Here is a 17,519-nt window from a genome sequence, read left to right on the forward strand (position 1 = left end):
ACCATGGTAAAGATAAGAACCCTGATGGAGAATCTGAGTTCCGAGCATAAAAGCCTTATAGCCGAGCATGGGCTGTCCTTTTATATTGAGACGGAGAAGGTGAAAATCCTGTTTGACTTCGGCGCCGGCGCCAATACCTGGGAAAATGCCAGCAAGCTGAACATTCCGTTGGATGAGATATCGTACTTTGTGTTCAGTCACAGTCACTATGACCATGCGGCGGGATTTATCCCCCTGGCCGAACAGGGATATCAAAAAATCGTGATACACGGCCCGGAATTTTTCCAGGAGAAATACGCCGTGGGTGAAAATAAATATACCTATCTTGGCTGCGGCTTTACGGAAGCATATTTAAAACAGCACAGCCGTGAGGAAATCGTGTGCGAGGGAACGTGCCAGATCGATGACAATATCCATATCATAGGAAGATTTGACAGAACCCATGACTTTGAACAGGTCCCCGCCCGTTTTGTAAAAGACACCGGGGACGGAATGGTCCATGACCAGTTTGACGATGAGATATGCCTGGCCATTGACACGCCGGAGGGCCTGGTTGTCATCGTGGGGTGCAGCCATCCCGGCATCATGAACATGTTATCGACCGTGAAAAATCGCCTCAACCGCCCAATCCGTGCCGTAATCGGCGGCACACATCTGGTGGAAGCCAGTGAGGAGCGGGTGAAAAAGAGCATTGAGGAAATGAAATCCATGGGCATTGTTCTGCTGGGTATCAACCACTGCTCCGGAGCGGCGGCAGAGCAGATTATCCGTGAGGATGCCAAGATATCCAGCTGCCATCTGGGAGTTGGGGATTGTCTGATCTTTTGATAGAGGAGAATACTATGAGTTTTTCGCAGATGGCACAGGACTTTGTAGAAGCCACGTCTACTCTGGTAGGCGGAAGAACCATCAATATCATGGATACCAGCGCGGTGATTATCGCGTCCACGGAGCGGGCCCGGGTGGGGGACTATCACCAGGGAGCCGCGGAGGTGATACAGACTAAGCAGATGGTGATGATACACGAGCAGGACGTCAAGAATTATCCGGGGGCGAAGGAGGGCTGCAACATGCCCATCGTCACCGACGGCCGGCTGGTTGGCGTTGTCGGGGTGTTTGGGAAGCCGGAAGAGGTGATGGAGATTGCCAATCTCCTGAGGGTTTATGTGAGCCAGTATTTCCAGCAGAAATTCCACATGCGCCGCCAGCGGATGGAGACGGAGGTGAGAACCCAGCTTCTGGATTTGCTGCTGACCGGCAAGGAGGAGGACAGAAGCCAGATTATGCAGCTGTGCAATGTGATACAGGTGACATTGCAGTTTCCGCTGCAGGTGGTGCTGTTCCAGGCCGGAAGGGAGACCAGTCCTCCCAGCTTGAGCCAGGTGGAGGAGCTGGAGCGGACGCTGTTAAAAGCGGGTCTTGTGCGCCCCGGCCGTGATGTGTACGGCATGCAGAATCATTCCTTCGTGCTTATCGGCAGGGAGGAGGACATGACAGCCCTGTTTGAGCCGGTCTTAAAGAATCATCCCGATTACCGGATGGCCGTAGGGGGGAAATGCCCCGATTTTCCGGACATTGCCAGGTCCTACGACGAGGCGGCGGTCTTAATCAGACTTCAGACAGAGCCAGTCAGCAATATCCGGACAAAGGAAAACCAGTTAAGTTATCTCTTCCACTGCATGAGCGCCTACACCGGCGGCTGGTATGTGGAGGAACTGTATCAGAAATTAGCTGAGTCTGCGGACCAGTCTAATATAAATGCCATGCTGGAAACAGCCAGAATTTATTACGAGGAAGGGGGAAGCGTAGCAAAAGCGGCTGAGCGGCTTCATCTGCACAAGAATACATTATTGTACCGGATGAATCGACTGTTTGGCATATTGGGAATGGAAGAAGAGAAGGCATTTATCAGAGAGTTTTTTGTAAGACTAATCTTAGAAATGTATTAGGAGGGAAAAGTGTATGTCAGGTATCTTTATTTTTGGAGTTATATTTTTAGCGGTAGTGGCAATGGTCATTTCCATATCCAAATTTAACCAGCACCCGTTCCTGGTGCTGACCGTAGTAGCGATTGTGGTAGGTCTTGTGTGTGGAATTCCAACAGAGGAAGTCATCAACACCGTGAAATCCGGTTTCGGTAATATTCTCGCAAGCATTGGTATCGTGATTCTTGCAGGTACGATTATCGGTACGATTCTGGAGAAGACAGGCGCGGCGCTGACCATGGCTAACAGCATTTTGAAGCTGGTTGGCAAGAAGAACAGTGTTCTGACCATGGGGCTCACTGGATATGTAACCGGTATCCCGGTGTTCTGTGATTCCGGTTTCGTTATCTTAAGCCCGATTTCCCGTGCGCTGGCAAGCCAGAGCAACGTATCCCTGGCTGTGATGGCGACGGCATTATCCGGTGGTCTGTATGCGACCCACTGTCTGGTACCGCCGACACCCGGACCAATCGCTATGGCCGGAACGCTGGAAGCTGATTTGGGTCTGACCATACTGATTGGTCTGCTCATCTCCATACCGGCAACCATTTCCGCTATCATTTATGCAAAGAAAGTGGCTTCGAAGATTGATATCCCAGCCAACCCGGAATACACCGTAGATGAGTTAGTACAGAAATACGGAAAGCTTCCCGGAACGTTACATAGCTTTTCACCGATTCTGCTGCCGATTATCTTAATCGCGCTGAAATCCGTAGGCGATTTCCCAAGCGCTCCGTTTGGCAGCGGCGTTTTAAAAATGATTGTTTCCTTCATCGGTAACCCGGTGATCGCCCTGATTCTTGGCGTGTTCCTGGCCATGACGCTGATTCCGAAGGAAGAGAAACAGAATGCGCTGAAATGGATTACCGAGGGTGTCACCAACTCCGCGGGAATCCTTGCCATCACCGGCGCAGGCGGCTCCTTTGGCGCCATCTTACAGAAACTTCCAATCGCTGACGCACTGAGCGGTTCTCTGCTGGGATTGGGCGTAGGCGTGCTGCTTCCGTTCGTGATTGCCGCACTGTTAAAGACAGCTATGGGCGCTTCCACGGTTGCCATGATTACAACATCAGCCATGATTGCCCCGATGATGGGCACCCTGGGCTTCACCTCCCCGATTGCAAAGGTATTGGTGATTATGGCAATCGGAGCCGGTTCTATGACGGTTTCCCATGCCAATGACTCCTACTTCTGGGTGGTATCCCAGTTCTCAGACATGGATACCAAGGCGGCCTACAAGTGCCAGACCGGTATGACGGCTGTCATGGGTATTGTAACGATTATTACCGTGTTTATTCTGTCCCTGATTTTTGTGTAGAATAGACGCCATGAGACTAGATAAATGACTATGATAAGGATGGTTTAGATGAAATTTTTATTTGCTTCGGATTCGTTTAAAGGTACATTATCTTCAGAGAAGATTATCCATCTGCTGGAACGGGCGGCAGTGAAGGTGTTTCCAGGTTGTGAGACGGTGGGGGTTCCCATTGCCGACGGAGGCGAGGGGACTGTGGACGCGGTGATTGCCGTGACTCATGGCAGTTATCAGCAGGTAACCGTGCACGGCCCGCTGATGGAGCTGCGGGAGAGCAGCTATGGAGAATTCCACGGGGATACGGCAGTCATCGAGATGGCGGCCGCCTCAGGACTTCCCATGGTGCCCCAGGAGCTGCGGGACCCCAGGAAGACGACTACCTATGGGACAGGGGAGCTTTTGAAGGACGCCCTGGACCGGGGATATCGGAAAATTGCCGTGGCTATCGGCGGGAGCGCCACCAACGACGGAGGCATGGGCGCCATGAGGGCGCTGGGAATCCGTTTCCTGGATGAAAATGGTGCGGAACTGGAAGGCGTTGGCGGAGATTTGAAAAAAGTCTGCCGGATTGACACAACCGGGATACATCCGGCTGTGAAGGAGACGGAATTTACGGTTATGTGTGACGTGAACAACCCGCTGACCGGAAAGGATGGCGCAACCTATACATTTGGAAAACAAAAGGGGGGAACGCCGGAGATTCTGGATGAACTGGAAGCCGGGATGAAGAATTACGCCGAGGTGGTGTTGAAAACTACGGGGACTGATGTGGATAACATTGCCGGAGCGGGCGCTGCCGGTGGATTGGGAGCCGCTCTGTGCGTGTTCCTGAACGCCACGCTGAAATCGGGAATCGAGACGGTTCTGGACCTGATGGACTTTGACGGGCTGCTGGATGGCGTGGATGCGGTCATCACCGGCGAAGGACGGATTGACTGGCAGTCCGCCTTTGGCAAGGTGCCCTGCGGCGTGGGGATGCGGTGCAAAAACCGGCAGATTCCGGCTGTGGCCATCGTCGGAGGTATGGGGGACGGCGCGGACCAGATTTATGAGCATGGGGTGAACAGCATTATGACGACCATCAATGGGGCGATGGAACTGGATGAGGCCCTTGAGAGAGCGGAAGAGCTGTATGCCGATGCGGCGGAGCGGACGTTCCGGTTACTGAAAGCGGGAATGATGATAGCAAAATAAACTTCCTATCAAAGACGGGCGGGGAATCAATGACTCATTGATTCCCCGCCCAAAACTTTTTCTCAACGCTATTTCTTTAAGTTATTGACAGATTCTTTAAACTCCTTCAAAGCCTCCGCGAACTTGCTGGAAGACGATGACGGGTTGCCGCGCAGAAGGCTCTTCCGGTAGAAGGACATCTGGTGGGAGAGGCGCTGGCGGTTCTCGGTCAGAGACTTGATGCGGTCGGACAGGGCGTCCTCCCGCTCGCTGCGCTCCCGGAATTTCTGGGCCGCCTCGGCTACGCGGAGCGTGGTCTCTTCTTTCATATCAGCCATACGCTGATAGGTTTCTTCCTTCATATCGGCCACTCTCTGGGCCGTCTCCTCCTTCATGTCAGCTACCCGCGACACGGCGCCGGAGAGGGAGTCGGATATCTTCTGTGCGGTGCCTTCCAGGGAGTCGGTGATATCCTCCAGGGAGAAGCCCACCCGCTGTGCGGTATCTCCCAGAGAAACGCTTACCCGCGAAGCCGCGTCGTCCCGGAGCTCGGCCACCCGCTGGGTGGTCTCCGCCTTCAGGAGAGCCAGCTGCACCTGCATTTCCTCCAGCTCGTTCTTCATCTTTGTCATGGCCTCCAGAGCACGGCCCAAATCCAGGGCTTCCTTGGTGGACTTGACAGAGTCGGAGACGAACAGCACGCTGACAATGCCGATAAATGTAAACTCCACGATGGGATTTAAATCCAGAACCATGTTGGCGATGGGCTTGTGAATGACATCGGTCAGAAAAATAGTCAGGAACCCCCAGGCGATGGAGGAACTGAGACAGATATAACCGTGGAGGTTAAAGGGCTGGTTGCTGTAATCCCAGTATTTCATCTTGAACAGCCGTTCCATCACATAACCGGTGGCGTATTCCAACAGTGTGGCGGCTATCACGCCTGCCAGGTACACCAGGAAAAGATTGTCCTTGACCGGCAGGGAAAACCAGAGCATCATCACGGCCCCGGTTCCATAGAGCGGCAGCATGGGAAGACGCAGGAACCCCCGGTTCACAAAACGCCGGGATTTTAATGACACATAGGTGGACTCAAAAATCCACCCGAAAAAACAGTAAATATAGAAAAATGTTATCCAGTGATACCATGGATATGTATACATAAAAGCCTCCTGTGTGATATGTTCTTGTACTATCATAAACATTTTAATGGCCCTTGGCAATAAACAAAATAGGAAAAATGTCGTATTTCCGGGGTGGAAACCGCCTTTTTGCTTGCCAGACCTGCATTTCTCATGTAGAATAGGGGATGATTTTATAACAAAACAGGAGCTGCCAGAATGAGCATATTAAACGTAGAACATTTGAGCCACGGTTTCGGAGACCGTGCTATCTTTCAGGATGTATCCTTCCGCCTGCTGAAAGGGGAACACATTGGTCTAATCGGGGCCAACGGAGAGGGAAAGTCCACATTTATGAATATTATTACCGACAAGCTGATGCCTGACGAGGGCAAGGTGGAGTGGGCGAAGAACGTGCGGGTGGGGTATCTGGACCAGCATACGGTGTTAGAGAAGGGTATGAGCATCCGGGACGTGCTGAAGAGTGCATTTACCTATCTGTTTGATATGGAAGAGAAGATGAACCATATCTGCGACCATATGGGGGAAGCCTCCGAGGAGGAAATGAACCAGATGATGGAGGAACTGGGGACCATTCAGGACCTTCTGATGGCCCATGATTTCTACATCATTGACTCCAAGGTGGAGGAAGTGGGACGGGCCCTTGGCCTGGATGAAATCGGCCTCGACAAGGATGTGACGGATTTGAGTGGCGGGCAGAGGACGAAGGTGCTGCTTGGAAAACTGCTGTTGGAAAAGCCGGACATTCTGCTTCTGGACGAGCCGACCAACTATCTGGATGTCCAGCATATTGAGTGGCTGAAGCGTTATCTCCAGGAGTATGAAAACGCGTTTATTCTCATTTCCCATGATATTCCGTTTTTGAACAGCGTGGTGAATCTGATTTATCATATGGAGAACCAGCGGCTTGACCGGTATGTGGGGGATTACGACAAGTTCCAGGAGGTCTATGCGGTGAAGAAGGCCCAGCTGGAGGCCGCCTACAAGCGCCAGCAGCAGGAGATTGCGGAGCTGGAGGACTTTGTGGCGAGGAACAAGGCCAGAGTGTCCACCAGAAATATGGCCATGTCCAGGCAGAAGAAGCTGGACAAGATGGATGTCATCGAGCTGGCCAGAGAGAAACCGAAGCCGGAGTTCCACTTTATGGAGGCCCGTGCCGCGGGGAAATATATATTTGAAACCCATGATTTGGTGATTGGCTATGACGAGCCGCTGTCCCGCCCGCTGAATCTGGCGATGGAGCGGGGAGAGAAGATTGTGCTGAAGGGCGCCAACGGTATCGGAAAAACCACGCTTCTAAAGAGCATCCTGGGGCTGACACCGGCGCTGGAGGGAAGTGTGGAGCTTGGCGATTATCTCTATATCGGATATTTCGAGCAGGAGATGGCGCCGGGCAATACCACCACCTGTATTGAGGAAATCTGGAAGGAGTTTCCCTCCTACACCCAGTATCAGGTCCGCTCTGCCCTTGCTAAATGCGGACTTACCACCAAGCACATCGAGAGCCAGGTTCGTGTCCTGAGTGGCGGCGAGCAGGCAAAGGTGAGATTATGTAAACTAATTAACCGGGAGACCAACGTCCTCCTTCTGGACGAGCCCACCAACCATCTGGATGTGGAAGCCAAAGAGGAGCTGCGGCGCGCCCTTCAGGTATACAAAGGCAGCATCCTCCTCATCTGCCACGAGCCCGAATTCTATGAGGGACTGGCGACGAAGGTGTGGGACTGCAGCGAGTGGTCGCTGAAGATTTAAACGCTGATTAAAATCCATACAACAATAAAGAGGATATGCCAGGGTTACTGGATATCCTCTTTATCATAGGGAATGGTAGGTATATAATATTAGGAAAATTGGTTTAGGGGGGCCGGACGGTTTGCACCGTCCGGTATGAGTATGAAAAAGCTTTCTTTCTCGTAATCACTTTTGTGATTGTCTTAATGATACCATGTAATTGTGTGCATTTTGTGGACGTTCCATAAATTAAAAATAAAATTCATTAGGAATTTATGAAACGGAGATAAACAACCTGTATATCACCCCTAAACAGCAAAAAGGCACTCCCCATAAGGGAATGCCTTTCATGCTGACAAGAATTACAAGATGGGCGGCGTATCCATCATCTCAGGTACTCTTGCGAGTGTGTCGGGAGCCTTTCCGACCTTTGTAATTCCTGTTTATTATGTATTCAGTATAAGATAAATATCCTTATTTGTCAAATGGTCTTAGCCTTCCGTTTTTTATTCCATGCTGCAGTTTGGATTCTGTGATAGGATGCAGTGTAGCAACATATAGATAGTTTTCGGCTTCATCTAGTTTTATTCCGATTTGTAAATGCTCGGAGAAAACTTTTACAAGTTCAAAACTGACGCCTTTTTCATTTGGATTGATTCCGATGAAGTCGGGAGAAGCTATGATTTGTGGTAAAAATTTTAAATACTGTTCATAACCGCTATGGCGTTTCATAATATGTTTTTTTAATCCGGAAGACTGATAGATATAATCGTGCTTTGATGGCAAGTTGATATAGTTATCAAAATTCCGATTGTATCGGCAGATTGGAAAAATGGTATTGTTCATGAACGGCCTTCGTATATTAAGGGAGTTATCTCTTAAGTTTTTATTTGGGAAATCCGGAATGTTATAACTATTGAAAAAATCGAATTTAGATTTTTAGGGGGGCCGGCTAAGGCATAAGCCCTAGCCGGTATGAGTATGAAAAAGCTTTGTGATTTCAAGTAGTTTACTTGAAACAAAGGCCTGTTACCCTTTCGGATAACATACTTAGAGTATAAAGAATAATTGTGACCAAAGTGTGTCGCCATCATAAAATAACCATAAAGAAAATAAAAAATAAAAAACCCTTTAAAAACCTTTCGATATTGTATATAATAGTAACGATAATTGAGAGAATACGGAAGATACCCTCAACCGTAAGACACATAGAGAAGAGAAGCAGGCAGGAAGCAGGAGGAAATGAGATTATGATGATGTCCAACGACATTGGAATCGATTTAGGTACGGCGAGTATCCTTGTATATATAAAAGGAAAGGGAGTTGTGCTGAAAGAGCCATCAGTAGTGGCCATTGACCGTGACACCAACAAGATTATGGCCATCGGTGAAGAAGCCCGTCTGATGATAGGCAGAACCCCAGGCAATATCGTGGCCGTGAGACCACTGAGACAGGGCGTTATCTCTGATTACACCGTGACAGAGAAGATGCTTAAATATTTTATCAACAAAGCCGTAGGCAAGAAGACCCTCCGCAAGCCAAGAATCAGTGTCTGCATCCCAAGCGGCGCCACGGAAGTTGAGAAGAAGGCGGTCGAGGACGCGACCTACCAGGCAGGCGCCAGAGAAGTATCTATCATCGAGGAGCCGGTAGCAGCAGCTATCGGAGCCGGCATTGATATCGCCAAAGCGTGCGGCAACATGATTGTCGACATCGGTGGCGGTACCGCGGATATCGCAGTCATTTCCCTGGGAGGCACCGTAGTCAGCACTTCCATCAAGGTAGCCGGTGATGACTTCGATGAGGCGTTAGTCCGCTATATGAGAAAAAAACACAACCTTCTGATCGGTGAGAGAACCGCTGAGGAGATTAAGATTAATATCGGAGCCGCATACAGAAGACCGGAGGTTCTGACCATGGAGGTGAGAGGACGTAACCTGGTGACAGGTCTTCCGAAGACGATTGTGGTGACATCCGATGAGACTCTGGAAGCGTTGAAAGAACCGGCCATGCAGATTGTGGACGCCGTACACAACGTACTGGAGCGCACGCCACCGGAGCTGGCAGCAGATATTTTCGACAGAGGTATTGTGCTGACAGGAGGCGGTTCCCTCTTGAGCGGCCTTGACGCGCTGATTGAAGAGAAGACAGGCATCACCACCATGATTGCCGAGGACCCGCTGACAGCCGTAGCCATCGGCACCGGCAAGTTTATCGAGTTCACCCATGGCGATGTGCCGAAGCAGGAGTTCTAAATGCACCTCTGAACCCAGCCAACCCGTGTAAATAATGTGTCCCTGCTGTTTATGGCGGGGACATTTCTTTATCTGAAATAAAATATAAATATACACTATCCAATACAAGAGGACCCTAAATGGCAACAGTAACCGGATTTGTAGAAAAAATAAAATACCGCAATGAAGAAAATGGCTACTCCGTCCTAAGCGTCAGCGACGGAGGAGAAGAATACATACTGGTAGGCACCTTCCACTACATCAACGAAGGCGAGATGATAGAGGCCACCGGCACCATGACCGAGCACCCCATCTACGGCGAGCAGCTGTCCGTGGAAACCTACGAAATCAAGGCCCCGGAGGACACTCTCTCCATGGAGCGCTACTTAGGTTCCGGCGCCATCAAGGGTGTAGGTGCGGCTCTCGCCGCCCGCATCGTCCGCCGCTTCAAAGCCGACACCTTCCGCATCATCGAGGAAGAGCCGGAGCGCCTTTCGGAAGTCAAGGGCATCAGCGAAAAGATGGCCATGGCGATCTCCGCCCAGATGGACGAGAAGAAAGAGATGCGCCAGGCCATGATGTTCCTGCAGGAATACGGCATTTCCATGAATCTGGCCGTCAAAATCTACCAGGAATACGGCCCAAAACTTTATGGCATCATCAAAGAGAATCCCTACCGCCTGGCCGACGACATCGCTGGCGTAGGCTTCAAAATAGCCGACGAGATAGCTGAAAAGGTAGGCATTTTCACCGACTCCGATTTCCGCATCCGCTCCGGTATATTGTATACACTCCTCCAGGCATCCGCCCAGGGGCACACCTATCTTCCAAAAGAGGAACTCCTGACCCAGGCCGCCGACCTCCTGAAAGTGGATTTGTCCGCCATGGACAAACACCTGATGGACATGCAGATGGACAAACGCCTGATCGTCAAGGAATCCGACTCCGTCTGCGCCGTTTACGCCGCCGTCTACTACTACACGGAACTGAATGTAGCCAAAATGCTTCACGACCTAAACATCCGCGGCACCGAGCAGGAAGAAAAGATACGAACCCGCCTGAAACAAATCCAGGACGAGGAGGACATCGAGCTGGATGACCTCCAGATACAGGCCGTGGTGGAGGCCGTCAACAGCGGTCTGCTCATCATCACCGGCGGCCCCGGTACCGGCAAGACCACCACCATCAACACCATGATTCGGTATTTTGAGCAGGAGGAGATGGAAATACTTCTGGCCGCGCCAACCGGCCGCGCCGCCAAGCGCATGACAGAGGCCACCGGCTACGAGGCGCGGACCATTCACCGCCTGCTGGAACTGTCCGGCGTCCCCGGAGAACAGGGCTCCGTCGGAATGCATTTCGAGAGAAACGAGGAGAACCCGCTGGATGCCGACGCCATTATCATCGACGAGATGTCCATGGTAGACATCCAGCTGATGCAGTCTTTACTGAAAGCCGTCAACGTGGGAACCCGCCTGATTCTGGTAGGCGACGTCAACCAGCTCCCTTCTGTCGGCCCCGGCAATGTCCTTCGCGACATCATAAATTCCGGCTGCTTCAACGTGGTCAAGCTGACCAAGATTTTCCGCCAGGCGTCGGAGAGCGACATCATTGTCAACGCCCACCGGATTAACCGTGGCGAGACCATAGACCTGGGGAAACGGAGCAATGACTTTTTATTTATCAGAAGGGACAACCCCGACGCCATCGTCAGCGCCATGATAACGCTGATGAAGGAGAAACTCCCCGGCTACGTCCACGCCAACCCCTTTGATATCCAGATTATGACGCCCATGAGAAAAGGCGCCCTGGGAGTGGAGCGCCTCAACGGGATTCTCCAGGAGTATTTGAATCCCCCGGACAAGAGCAAGCTGGAACGGGAGTCCGGCGGCACCGTGTTCCGGGTAGGCGATAAAGTCATGCAGATTAAGAACAATTATCAGATTGAGTGGGAGGTCCGCAACAAGTACGGGATTCCGCTGGACAGCGGCATGGGCGTGTTCAACGGCGACATGGGCATCATAAAAGAGATGAACATGTTCGCGGAAATGATGACGGTGGAGTTCGATGAAGGCCGCATGGTGGAGTACAGCTTCAAACAGCTGGAAGAACTGGAGCTGGCCTACGCTATCACCATCCACAAATCCCAGGGAAGCGAGTACCCGGCCGTCGTCATCCCGGTTCACTCCGGCCCCCGCATGCTGATGACCAGAAACCTGATTTACACAGCCGTAACCCGGGCCCGCTCCTGCGTCTGCCTGGTAGGAATCCCGGAGACCTTTCAAGCTATGGTGGACAACCAGATGGAGCAGCGGAGATATTCCGGCCTGAAAGAAAGAATTCAGGAGTTTAATGTCTGATATAAAAAATGTATAAAAATTGATGTAACTGTGTGCCATCCCGAACCTTGTGTTTGAGATGACGCCAGTTACCAATATCTGCATATCAATCTGGCAATCAATTATGGGCTGTCCATCACCACGAGAGCATGACAATGTCCCTTATGTTCCTTATTAAATTAAATTTATCTATCAGTTTCAGCTCATATTTTCCGTAATTCTATCTTCTATTATTTGAAATTTTCACCAAACCAATTATAATTTCATCTCACATTCAGGAGGTTTCTTATGTCTATGTTATTCCAATTGCTATTTCAATCCATTACCCGCATCCTGCACACCGTCCTCGACGCCCTCTACCCCCGCCGCTGCCCCGTCTGCGACCAGATCGTCCTTCCAAAAGGCGCCCTCATCTGCCCCGCCTGTTTCCCCAAACTCTCCTACGTAAAGGGCCCTGTCTGCAAAAAATGCGGCAAACAGGTATTCAGCGACACCGTAGAATACTGCTTCGACTGCACCCGCCGCCACCACTCCTTTGAATACGGTCTGGCCCTCATCAACTACGACGACTACGCCAGACACTCCATGGCCGCCATCAAATACAAAAACAAGCGCCAGTATCTGGACTTCTACGCGGAAGCCATCTGCCAGCGCTACGCCTCCCAGATTCACCGCATGAACGCCCAGGCTCTGATCCCCGTCCCGATTCACCCATCCAGAAAACGCCAGCGCGGCTTTAACCAGGCCGAGCTTCTCGCCAATAACATCGGCGCCCGTCTCGGAATCCCCGTATACCCATCCGCCCTCCTCCGCGACAAAAAGACCCTTCCCCAGAAACAGTTAAACCCCTCCGAGCGTCTGAAAAATCTCCAACAGGCATTCCGCCCCGGCGTTATCCCGCCCGGTATCACCAGCATTATCCTGGTCGATGATATTTACACCACAGGCAGCACCGTGGAGGCTTGCACCAGAGTCCTCCTATCCGCCGGAATCCGTCATGTCTATATTATCACCATCTGCATCGGCCACAACGCATAACGTCGTCAAAATAACTAAAAAAATAAAGTTAGACGAACAAAAATATGTGTGATATGATATAGAAAACGATTTCTAACAAGGGAGAAAGTTCTGTGCAGGAGAAGAAAAAGAAAGCGACCATCAAAGATGTAGCCGCCAGAGCCAACACATCCATAACCACGGTTTCCCGCGTACTCAGCGGTTCCGACTATCCGGTGAAAGAGGAGCTGAAGACGGCCATCATCGATGCCGCAGAGGCGTTAAACTACAAGCCGAATCTGTTTGGCCAGCTGCTTCGCGGAGGCAGAAACCGCCAGATAGGAGTGGTGGTTCCATCAATCACCAATCCATTTTACAGCCAGCTGATCGCGGCCGTTCAGAAGGAATGTATGGACAATGATTACGTCCCCATTTTATATTCTTCCCACAACCAGGTACAGACCGAGCGCTCCTGCATCAACATGCTGATTCAGGCCCAGGTGGCGGGAGTGCTGCTGTCCCTGATTCACTGGGATGAGAGCATCAACAGCGCGCTGGACGAGGCGGGCATTCCCTATGTCCTGTTCGACCAGCCCCATGATGACTACGACGGCGCGGCTATCGACTTTGACTTTTACTCCTCCGGCCGGCTGGCCGCCGAGTACCTGATTGAAAATGGCCACCGGGAGCTTGCGTTTGCGTCCGGCCCCATGGACAGACCGTCCCGTAAGAAATTGTTTGAAGGATTTCAGGATGCATTGACAGACCATCACATGGAGCTTAAGGAAGACAATATTTTCGTCAGCACCGCTTCCAAAAAATCAGGCGCCAGTGCCATGAAGGATTATCAGCGCGGCCAGGAGCTTGGAAGTATGGTGTTGGAGAGAAAACGGATTCCCGACGCGCTGTTCACCGTCAATGATATGATGGCCATTGGCATTATGAAGCAGCTGGAGACCCACCAGATTCATATTCCCAGAGATATGTCCATCCTGGGATTTGATAATGTGGAGTTCGGCGAGATGATTGTGCCGGCCCTGACCACCATTTCCCAGTCCGCGTACCGGACAGGAGAACTGGCCGCCAAACTTCTGATGGAATGTCTGGATGGCGTGCATACCTGGAAGAAAAGGGTTATGCTGGAACCCGTTCTGGTTGAGCGGGAGTCCATAAGAAAAACACAGTGAGCAAGGAGAAAAGCAACGATGAAAGAACTGCAATTTGAAAAAGTCAAACTGAAGGTGTTTGACACCAGGAAGGAGATGGGCAGGGAAGCCGCCAGAGAGGCCGCGGCCTGTATGAGACAGATGCTGGCTGCTCAGGAAGAGATCAACTGTGTATTTGCGGCAGCCCCTTCCCAGAATGAATTTTTGGAACATTTGATTTTGGAGGAGGGCATCGACTGGAGCCGTGTCAATGGCTACCACATGGACGAGTACGTGGGCTTCGATATCGGGCACCCGGATTCCTTTAACGGATTTCTGACGAAAGCCATTTTCTCCCGCGTTCCGTTTAAGAGTGTCCATTTGATCAACGGAGCCAATGACTGCCATGAGGAGGCGGAGCGTTACAGCAGATTGCTGGATGGAATCCAGATTGATATCACATTTATGGGCATCGGGGAAAATGGACATATTGCGTTTAATGACCCGGCCGTGGCAGATTTTCATGACACGAAAACCGTGAAGGTGGTGGAACTGGACGAGATATGCAGACAGCAGCAGGTCAACGACGGATGTTTCCCATCCTTTGAGGATGTGCCGGAGAGAGCCTTGACTGTGACCATCCCAAAACTGGTGAGTGCGAAGGAAATCTTCTGCATCGTGCCGACGGAGAAGAAACGCTGTGCAGTGAAGGCCGCTCTGACAGGAGCCGTGACCGAGGTTTGCCCGGCCAGTATTCTGCGGACTGCAGGTGACGTACATATGTATATCGATAAGGCGTGTTATTGGGAATAGAAAACGATTTCTATCATACGCATGATATAGAAAACGTTTTCTATAAATTCGGGAAATAAAAGAGGGATTGGAAGAGTTGAAGCAGGACTTAGAAAGCCGAAGCGGGATTCGGATGGTAAGTGGAGGATTCAAAAGGCAAGTTCAGGTTTCAGAAAGGACGGATATAAGATATGAAAAAACTGCGAAGTATTAACTGGTATTATCTGGTGGGGACGCTGCCGTTTGTGGCGGCCATTACCTGCATGACCGTGATGCTGGTAAACCGTGGGTGGCTGAAGATTGCGGCCGGAGCCGCAGGCGCCGGACTCCTGTTATGGATTATCCGGAAATTCCGGTATCTTCCAAGGCGGGAAGCGGACTACGGGGACATGAAGGTCTGCAGTCTGGCTCTGCCGGTGGACATCAACGCCGATATCTATCTCTGTCCGGTCATGGACCGATATGAGTTCCTGAAACGCAACGTGGAGATTCTGTCTCCGCTGTTGAAACGGCCCCAGGAGAATTTTAAAATCGCGGTAAGTCCCCGGCTCTATGAGCAGGAAGGGGAGAAGTTCACCCAGATTGCCGTAATGCGGGAGATCATCCGCTACCGCCAGGCATCCCAGGTAAAGGCATCTCTGGGGCTTGTCACACCAGCGCTTCTGCTGGTTTCCCTGGTGGAGGGCTACTATGCGTTTGGATGGAACCGGATATACCCGATTGCGCCGGGATTCCTGAATTTTTTCGGCCCGCTGGCTGCCGCTCTCATAAGTATTGCATTCCTGCTTGCCTGGAATAAAAACATGTCCCGCATCGATTATCAGGTGGATGATGAGCTGAAACACTATTATTCCAAAACAGATATCGCTGCTTATATCAAGCGGTGGGATGAGCTGCTCCTCCCGAAGGAGCCGGAGCTCGTCAACGAGAAGAGCCGTCAGCTGGAGCTGTATTACAGGGACCAGAGAATCGAGCGGCTGTAACAATGCACCCATTTGCCAGATGGCGTGAAATAAAAAGTAACAATAGGGGAATTGAAAATTACTTAGGAGGTAAGTGTATGAATTGGTTGGACTATGGAGTTATTGTATTGTTCCTGCTGGTTATGGTTGGGATTGGATTTTACTCCAAGAGGAACGTAAAGACAGCAGAAGATTTCTATGTGGGCGGTGGAAAGATACCGTGGTGGCTTTCCGGAATCTCCCACCATGTGACCGGTTACTCCGGCGTTGTGTTCGTAGGTTATGCAGGGATTGCGTATGCACTTGGTACCGCCATCTATTTCTGGTGGGCGGTCAATATTGCCATTGCCGTGGCGGTGGGAGCTGTTGTGCTGGCGCCGAGGTGGCCAAGACTTCGCCACGCGCTGGGCATCCAGTCCCCTACCGAGTATCTGAGAATGCGCTATAACACGGCGGCCCAGGTCATCGTGGCGGTATCCGGCATTTTCTCAAAGCTGCTGGACGTAGGCGCGAAATGGGCTTCCATCGGTATTTTGGTAACTGGCTTTACCGGACTGCCCCTGTGGATTGGTATTCTGTCCTCAGCGATTGTGGCGCTGTTCTACATGTCCGTGGGCGGTCTGATTGCAGACCTGTGGACTGATTTTGCCCAGTGGGTGGTACAGACGGCGGCCGGATTGATTCTGCTGGTTGGAACGATTAACTTTATCAGCACCAATCTGGGTATGGGCCTGTTTGAGGCATTTGCCGCTCTGCCGGCAGGACGTGTCCATGTGTTTGAGCAGACACAGGGCCAGGGCTCCATGCTCTGGACAATCTTTTACTTCATAACAGTATTTTTGAGCTATAATGGTGGTACCTGGTCACTGGCAACCCGGTTCATCTCCGTGAAGGATGCCAAGGAGGCGAGACGCTCCGCATTCTTAAGCGCCGCACTCTATCTGGTATGGCCTATCGTGGTGTTCATTCCCATGTGGTTAGGGCCGTTGACCGTTCCTGGACTCACCCAGGGGGAAGCGTCCAATACGTTGTACTCCACCATCAGCATGATGTTCCTTCCTCACGGTATGATTGGTCTTTCCCTGGCGGCAATGTATGCCAACACGCTGTCCATGTGTACGTCCGACTGTAATACCATTTCCGCAGTGCTGACCCGAGATATCATTCCGATATTCAAAAAGGATGTGCTGACAAACGAGAAAAAGGAACTTTTCTATGCCAGAATGACCACGATTTTCTTCATGGGAGTTACGGTGATCGTTGGCCTGTTGAACGAGAAGTTCGGCGGCGTTGCCAGTCTGATTCTTTCCTGGTTCGCGGCTCTTCTGGGTCCGACGGCGGTTCCGCTGCTGTTTGGTTTGTTCCCGATGTTTAAGCACTGTGATGCCAAATCAGCTATCTGCTCCACACTGGCTGGCTTCCTGGTGTTTGTACTCAGCAAGATGGGCGTGCTGACCATTTCTCCGGACTTTGCGGTCATCGCACCGACGGCAGTGACATTTGTGGTATATTATGGAATCGGTCTGTACAACCAGTATGTGGCGAAGAAGGCAGTTCCTGACGATGTGGAGCATCTGATGGTTCAGCTGGGCCAGGACTGGGAGTAAGAAAGGTAAAACGGTTACAGACAGGTTCATTGCAGCAAGGAAAGGCGAAGGCCGCCTTCACGGCGGCCTTCAAGGTGACGGATATGATGAATAAAAAC

The 17,519-nt window shown here is 51.2% G+C and carries 14 protein-coding genes; 12 read left to right on the forward strand and 2 right to left on the reverse strand.

Annotated elements, in window-relative coordinates; translation table 11 throughout:
* The first annotated feature begins 3 nt into the window (after positions 1-3).
* The 4 genes from HMPREF9473_RS03070 to HMPREF9473_RS03085 are packed head-to-tail and all read left to right on the forward strand — an operon-like array spanning position 4 to position 4,494.
* The gene (locus HMPREF9473_RS03070; RefSeq protein WP_006778595.1) at positions 4-828 is read left to right on the forward strand and encodes an MBL fold metallo-hydrolase; all 825 of its coding nucleotides are present in this window, start codon (positions 4-6) and stop codon (positions 826-828) included.
* A gap of 14 nt (positions 829-842) precedes the next feature.
* The gene (locus HMPREF9473_RS03075) at positions 843-1,949 is read left to right on the forward strand and encodes a CdaR family transcriptional regulator (RefSeq protein WP_006778596.1); all 1,107 of its coding nucleotides are present in this window, start codon (positions 843-845) and stop codon (positions 1,947-1,949) included.
* Positions 1,950-1,962: 13 nt separating this feature from the next.
* A complete protein-coding gene (locus HMPREF9473_RS03080) occupies positions 1,963-3,303 on the forward strand; it encodes a GntP family permease (protein ID WP_006778597.1) in 1,341 nt (446 codons plus the stop codon).
* Positions 3,304-3,351: 48 nt separating this feature from the next.
* Entirely contained in the window at positions 3,352-4,494 is a 1,143-nt protein-coding gene (locus HMPREF9473_RS03085; protein ID WP_006778598.1) for a glycerate kinase family protein, read from the forward strand.
* A gap of 68 nt (positions 4,495-4,562) precedes the next feature.
* Here HMPREF9473_RS03085 and HMPREF9473_RS03090 read toward each other — a convergent pair whose 3' ends face one another.
* Positions 4,563-5,636 carry a putative ABC transporter permease gene (locus tag HMPREF9473_RS03090; RefSeq protein ID WP_006778599.1) on the reverse strand — a complete coding sequence of 358 codons (1,074 nt, stop codon included), beginning with the start codon at positions 5,634-5,636 and terminating at the stop codon, positions 4,563-4,565.
* A gap of 177 nt (positions 5,637-5,813) precedes the next feature.
* Between HMPREF9473_RS03090 and HMPREF9473_RS03095 the strand changes: the two genes are divergently transcribed.
* Positions 5,814-7,367: an ABC-F family ATP-binding cassette domain-containing protein gene (locus HMPREF9473_RS03095; RefSeq protein ID WP_006778600.1), complete on the forward strand. Its 1,554-nt coding sequence runs from the start codon at positions 5,814-5,816 to the stop codon at positions 7,365-7,367.
* A 453-nt stretch (positions 7,368-7,820) separates the two neighbouring features.
* Here HMPREF9473_RS03095 and HMPREF9473_RS03100 read toward each other — a convergent pair whose 3' ends face one another.
* The gene (locus HMPREF9473_RS03100) at positions 7,821-8,192 is read right to left on the reverse strand and encodes a PBECR2 nuclease fold domain-containing protein (RefSeq protein WP_034857869.1); all 372 of its coding nucleotides are present in this window, start codon (positions 8,190-8,192) and stop codon (positions 7,821-7,823) included.
* A 404-nt stretch (positions 8,193-8,596) separates the two neighbouring features.
* On the opposite strand from HMPREF9473_RS03100, the gene HMPREF9473_RS03105 reads away from it, so the two are divergent.
* The 7 genes from HMPREF9473_RS03105 to HMPREF9473_RS03135 all read left to right on the forward strand — a co-directional run bounded on the left by HMPREF9473_RS03105 (position 8,597) and on the right by HMPREF9473_RS03135 (position 17,421).
* The gene (locus HMPREF9473_RS03105; RefSeq protein ID WP_006778601.1) at positions 8,597-9,601 is read left to right on the forward strand and encodes a rod shape-determining protein; all 1,005 of its coding nucleotides are present in this window, start codon (positions 8,597-8,599) and stop codon (positions 9,599-9,601) included.
* 119 nt (positions 9,602-9,720) lie between these two features.
* Positions 9,721-11,940 (forward strand): SF1B family DNA helicase RecD2, encoded by a 2,220-nt coding sequence (recD2, locus tag HMPREF9473_RS03110; RefSeq protein WP_006778602.1) that lies wholly within the window; start codon positions 9,721-9,723, stop codon positions 11,938-11,940.
* A 267-nt stretch (positions 11,941-12,207) separates the two neighbouring features.
* On the forward strand, positions 12,208-12,957 hold the full coding sequence (locus HMPREF9473_RS03115) for a ComF family protein (RefSeq protein ID WP_006778603.1): 750 nt from the start codon (positions 12,208-12,210) through the stop codon (positions 12,955-12,957).
* Positions 12,958-13,049: 92 nt separating this feature from the next.
* On the forward strand, positions 13,050-14,102 hold the full coding sequence (locus tag HMPREF9473_RS03120; RefSeq protein ID WP_006778604.1) for a LacI family DNA-binding transcriptional regulator: 1,053 nt from the start codon (positions 13,050-13,052) through the stop codon (positions 14,100-14,102).
* A gap of 18 nt (positions 14,103-14,120) precedes the next feature.
* Positions 14,121-14,873: a glucosamine-6-phosphate deaminase gene (locus tag HMPREF9473_RS03125; protein ID WP_006778605.1), complete on the forward strand. Its 753-nt coding sequence runs from the start codon at positions 14,121-14,123 to the stop codon at positions 14,871-14,873.
* Positions 14,874-15,043: 170 nt separating this feature from the next.
* Positions 15,044-15,835 carry a hypothetical protein gene (locus tag HMPREF9473_RS03130; RefSeq protein ID WP_006778606.1) on the forward strand — a complete coding sequence of 264 codons (792 nt, stop codon included), beginning with the start codon at positions 15,044-15,046 and terminating at the stop codon, positions 15,833-15,835.
* A 77-nt stretch (positions 15,836-15,912) separates the two neighbouring features.
* A complete protein-coding gene (locus HMPREF9473_RS03135) occupies positions 15,913-17,421 on the forward strand; it encodes a sodium:solute symporter family protein (protein ID WP_006778607.1) in 1,509 nt (502 codons plus the stop codon).
* Positions 17,422-17,519: the final 98 nt, after the last annotated feature.

This window comes from Hungatella hathewayi WAL-18680 (assembly GCF_000235505.1).
Lineage (GTDB): Bacteria > Bacillota > Clostridia > Lachnospirales > Lachnospiraceae > Hungatella_A > Hungatella_A hathewayi_A.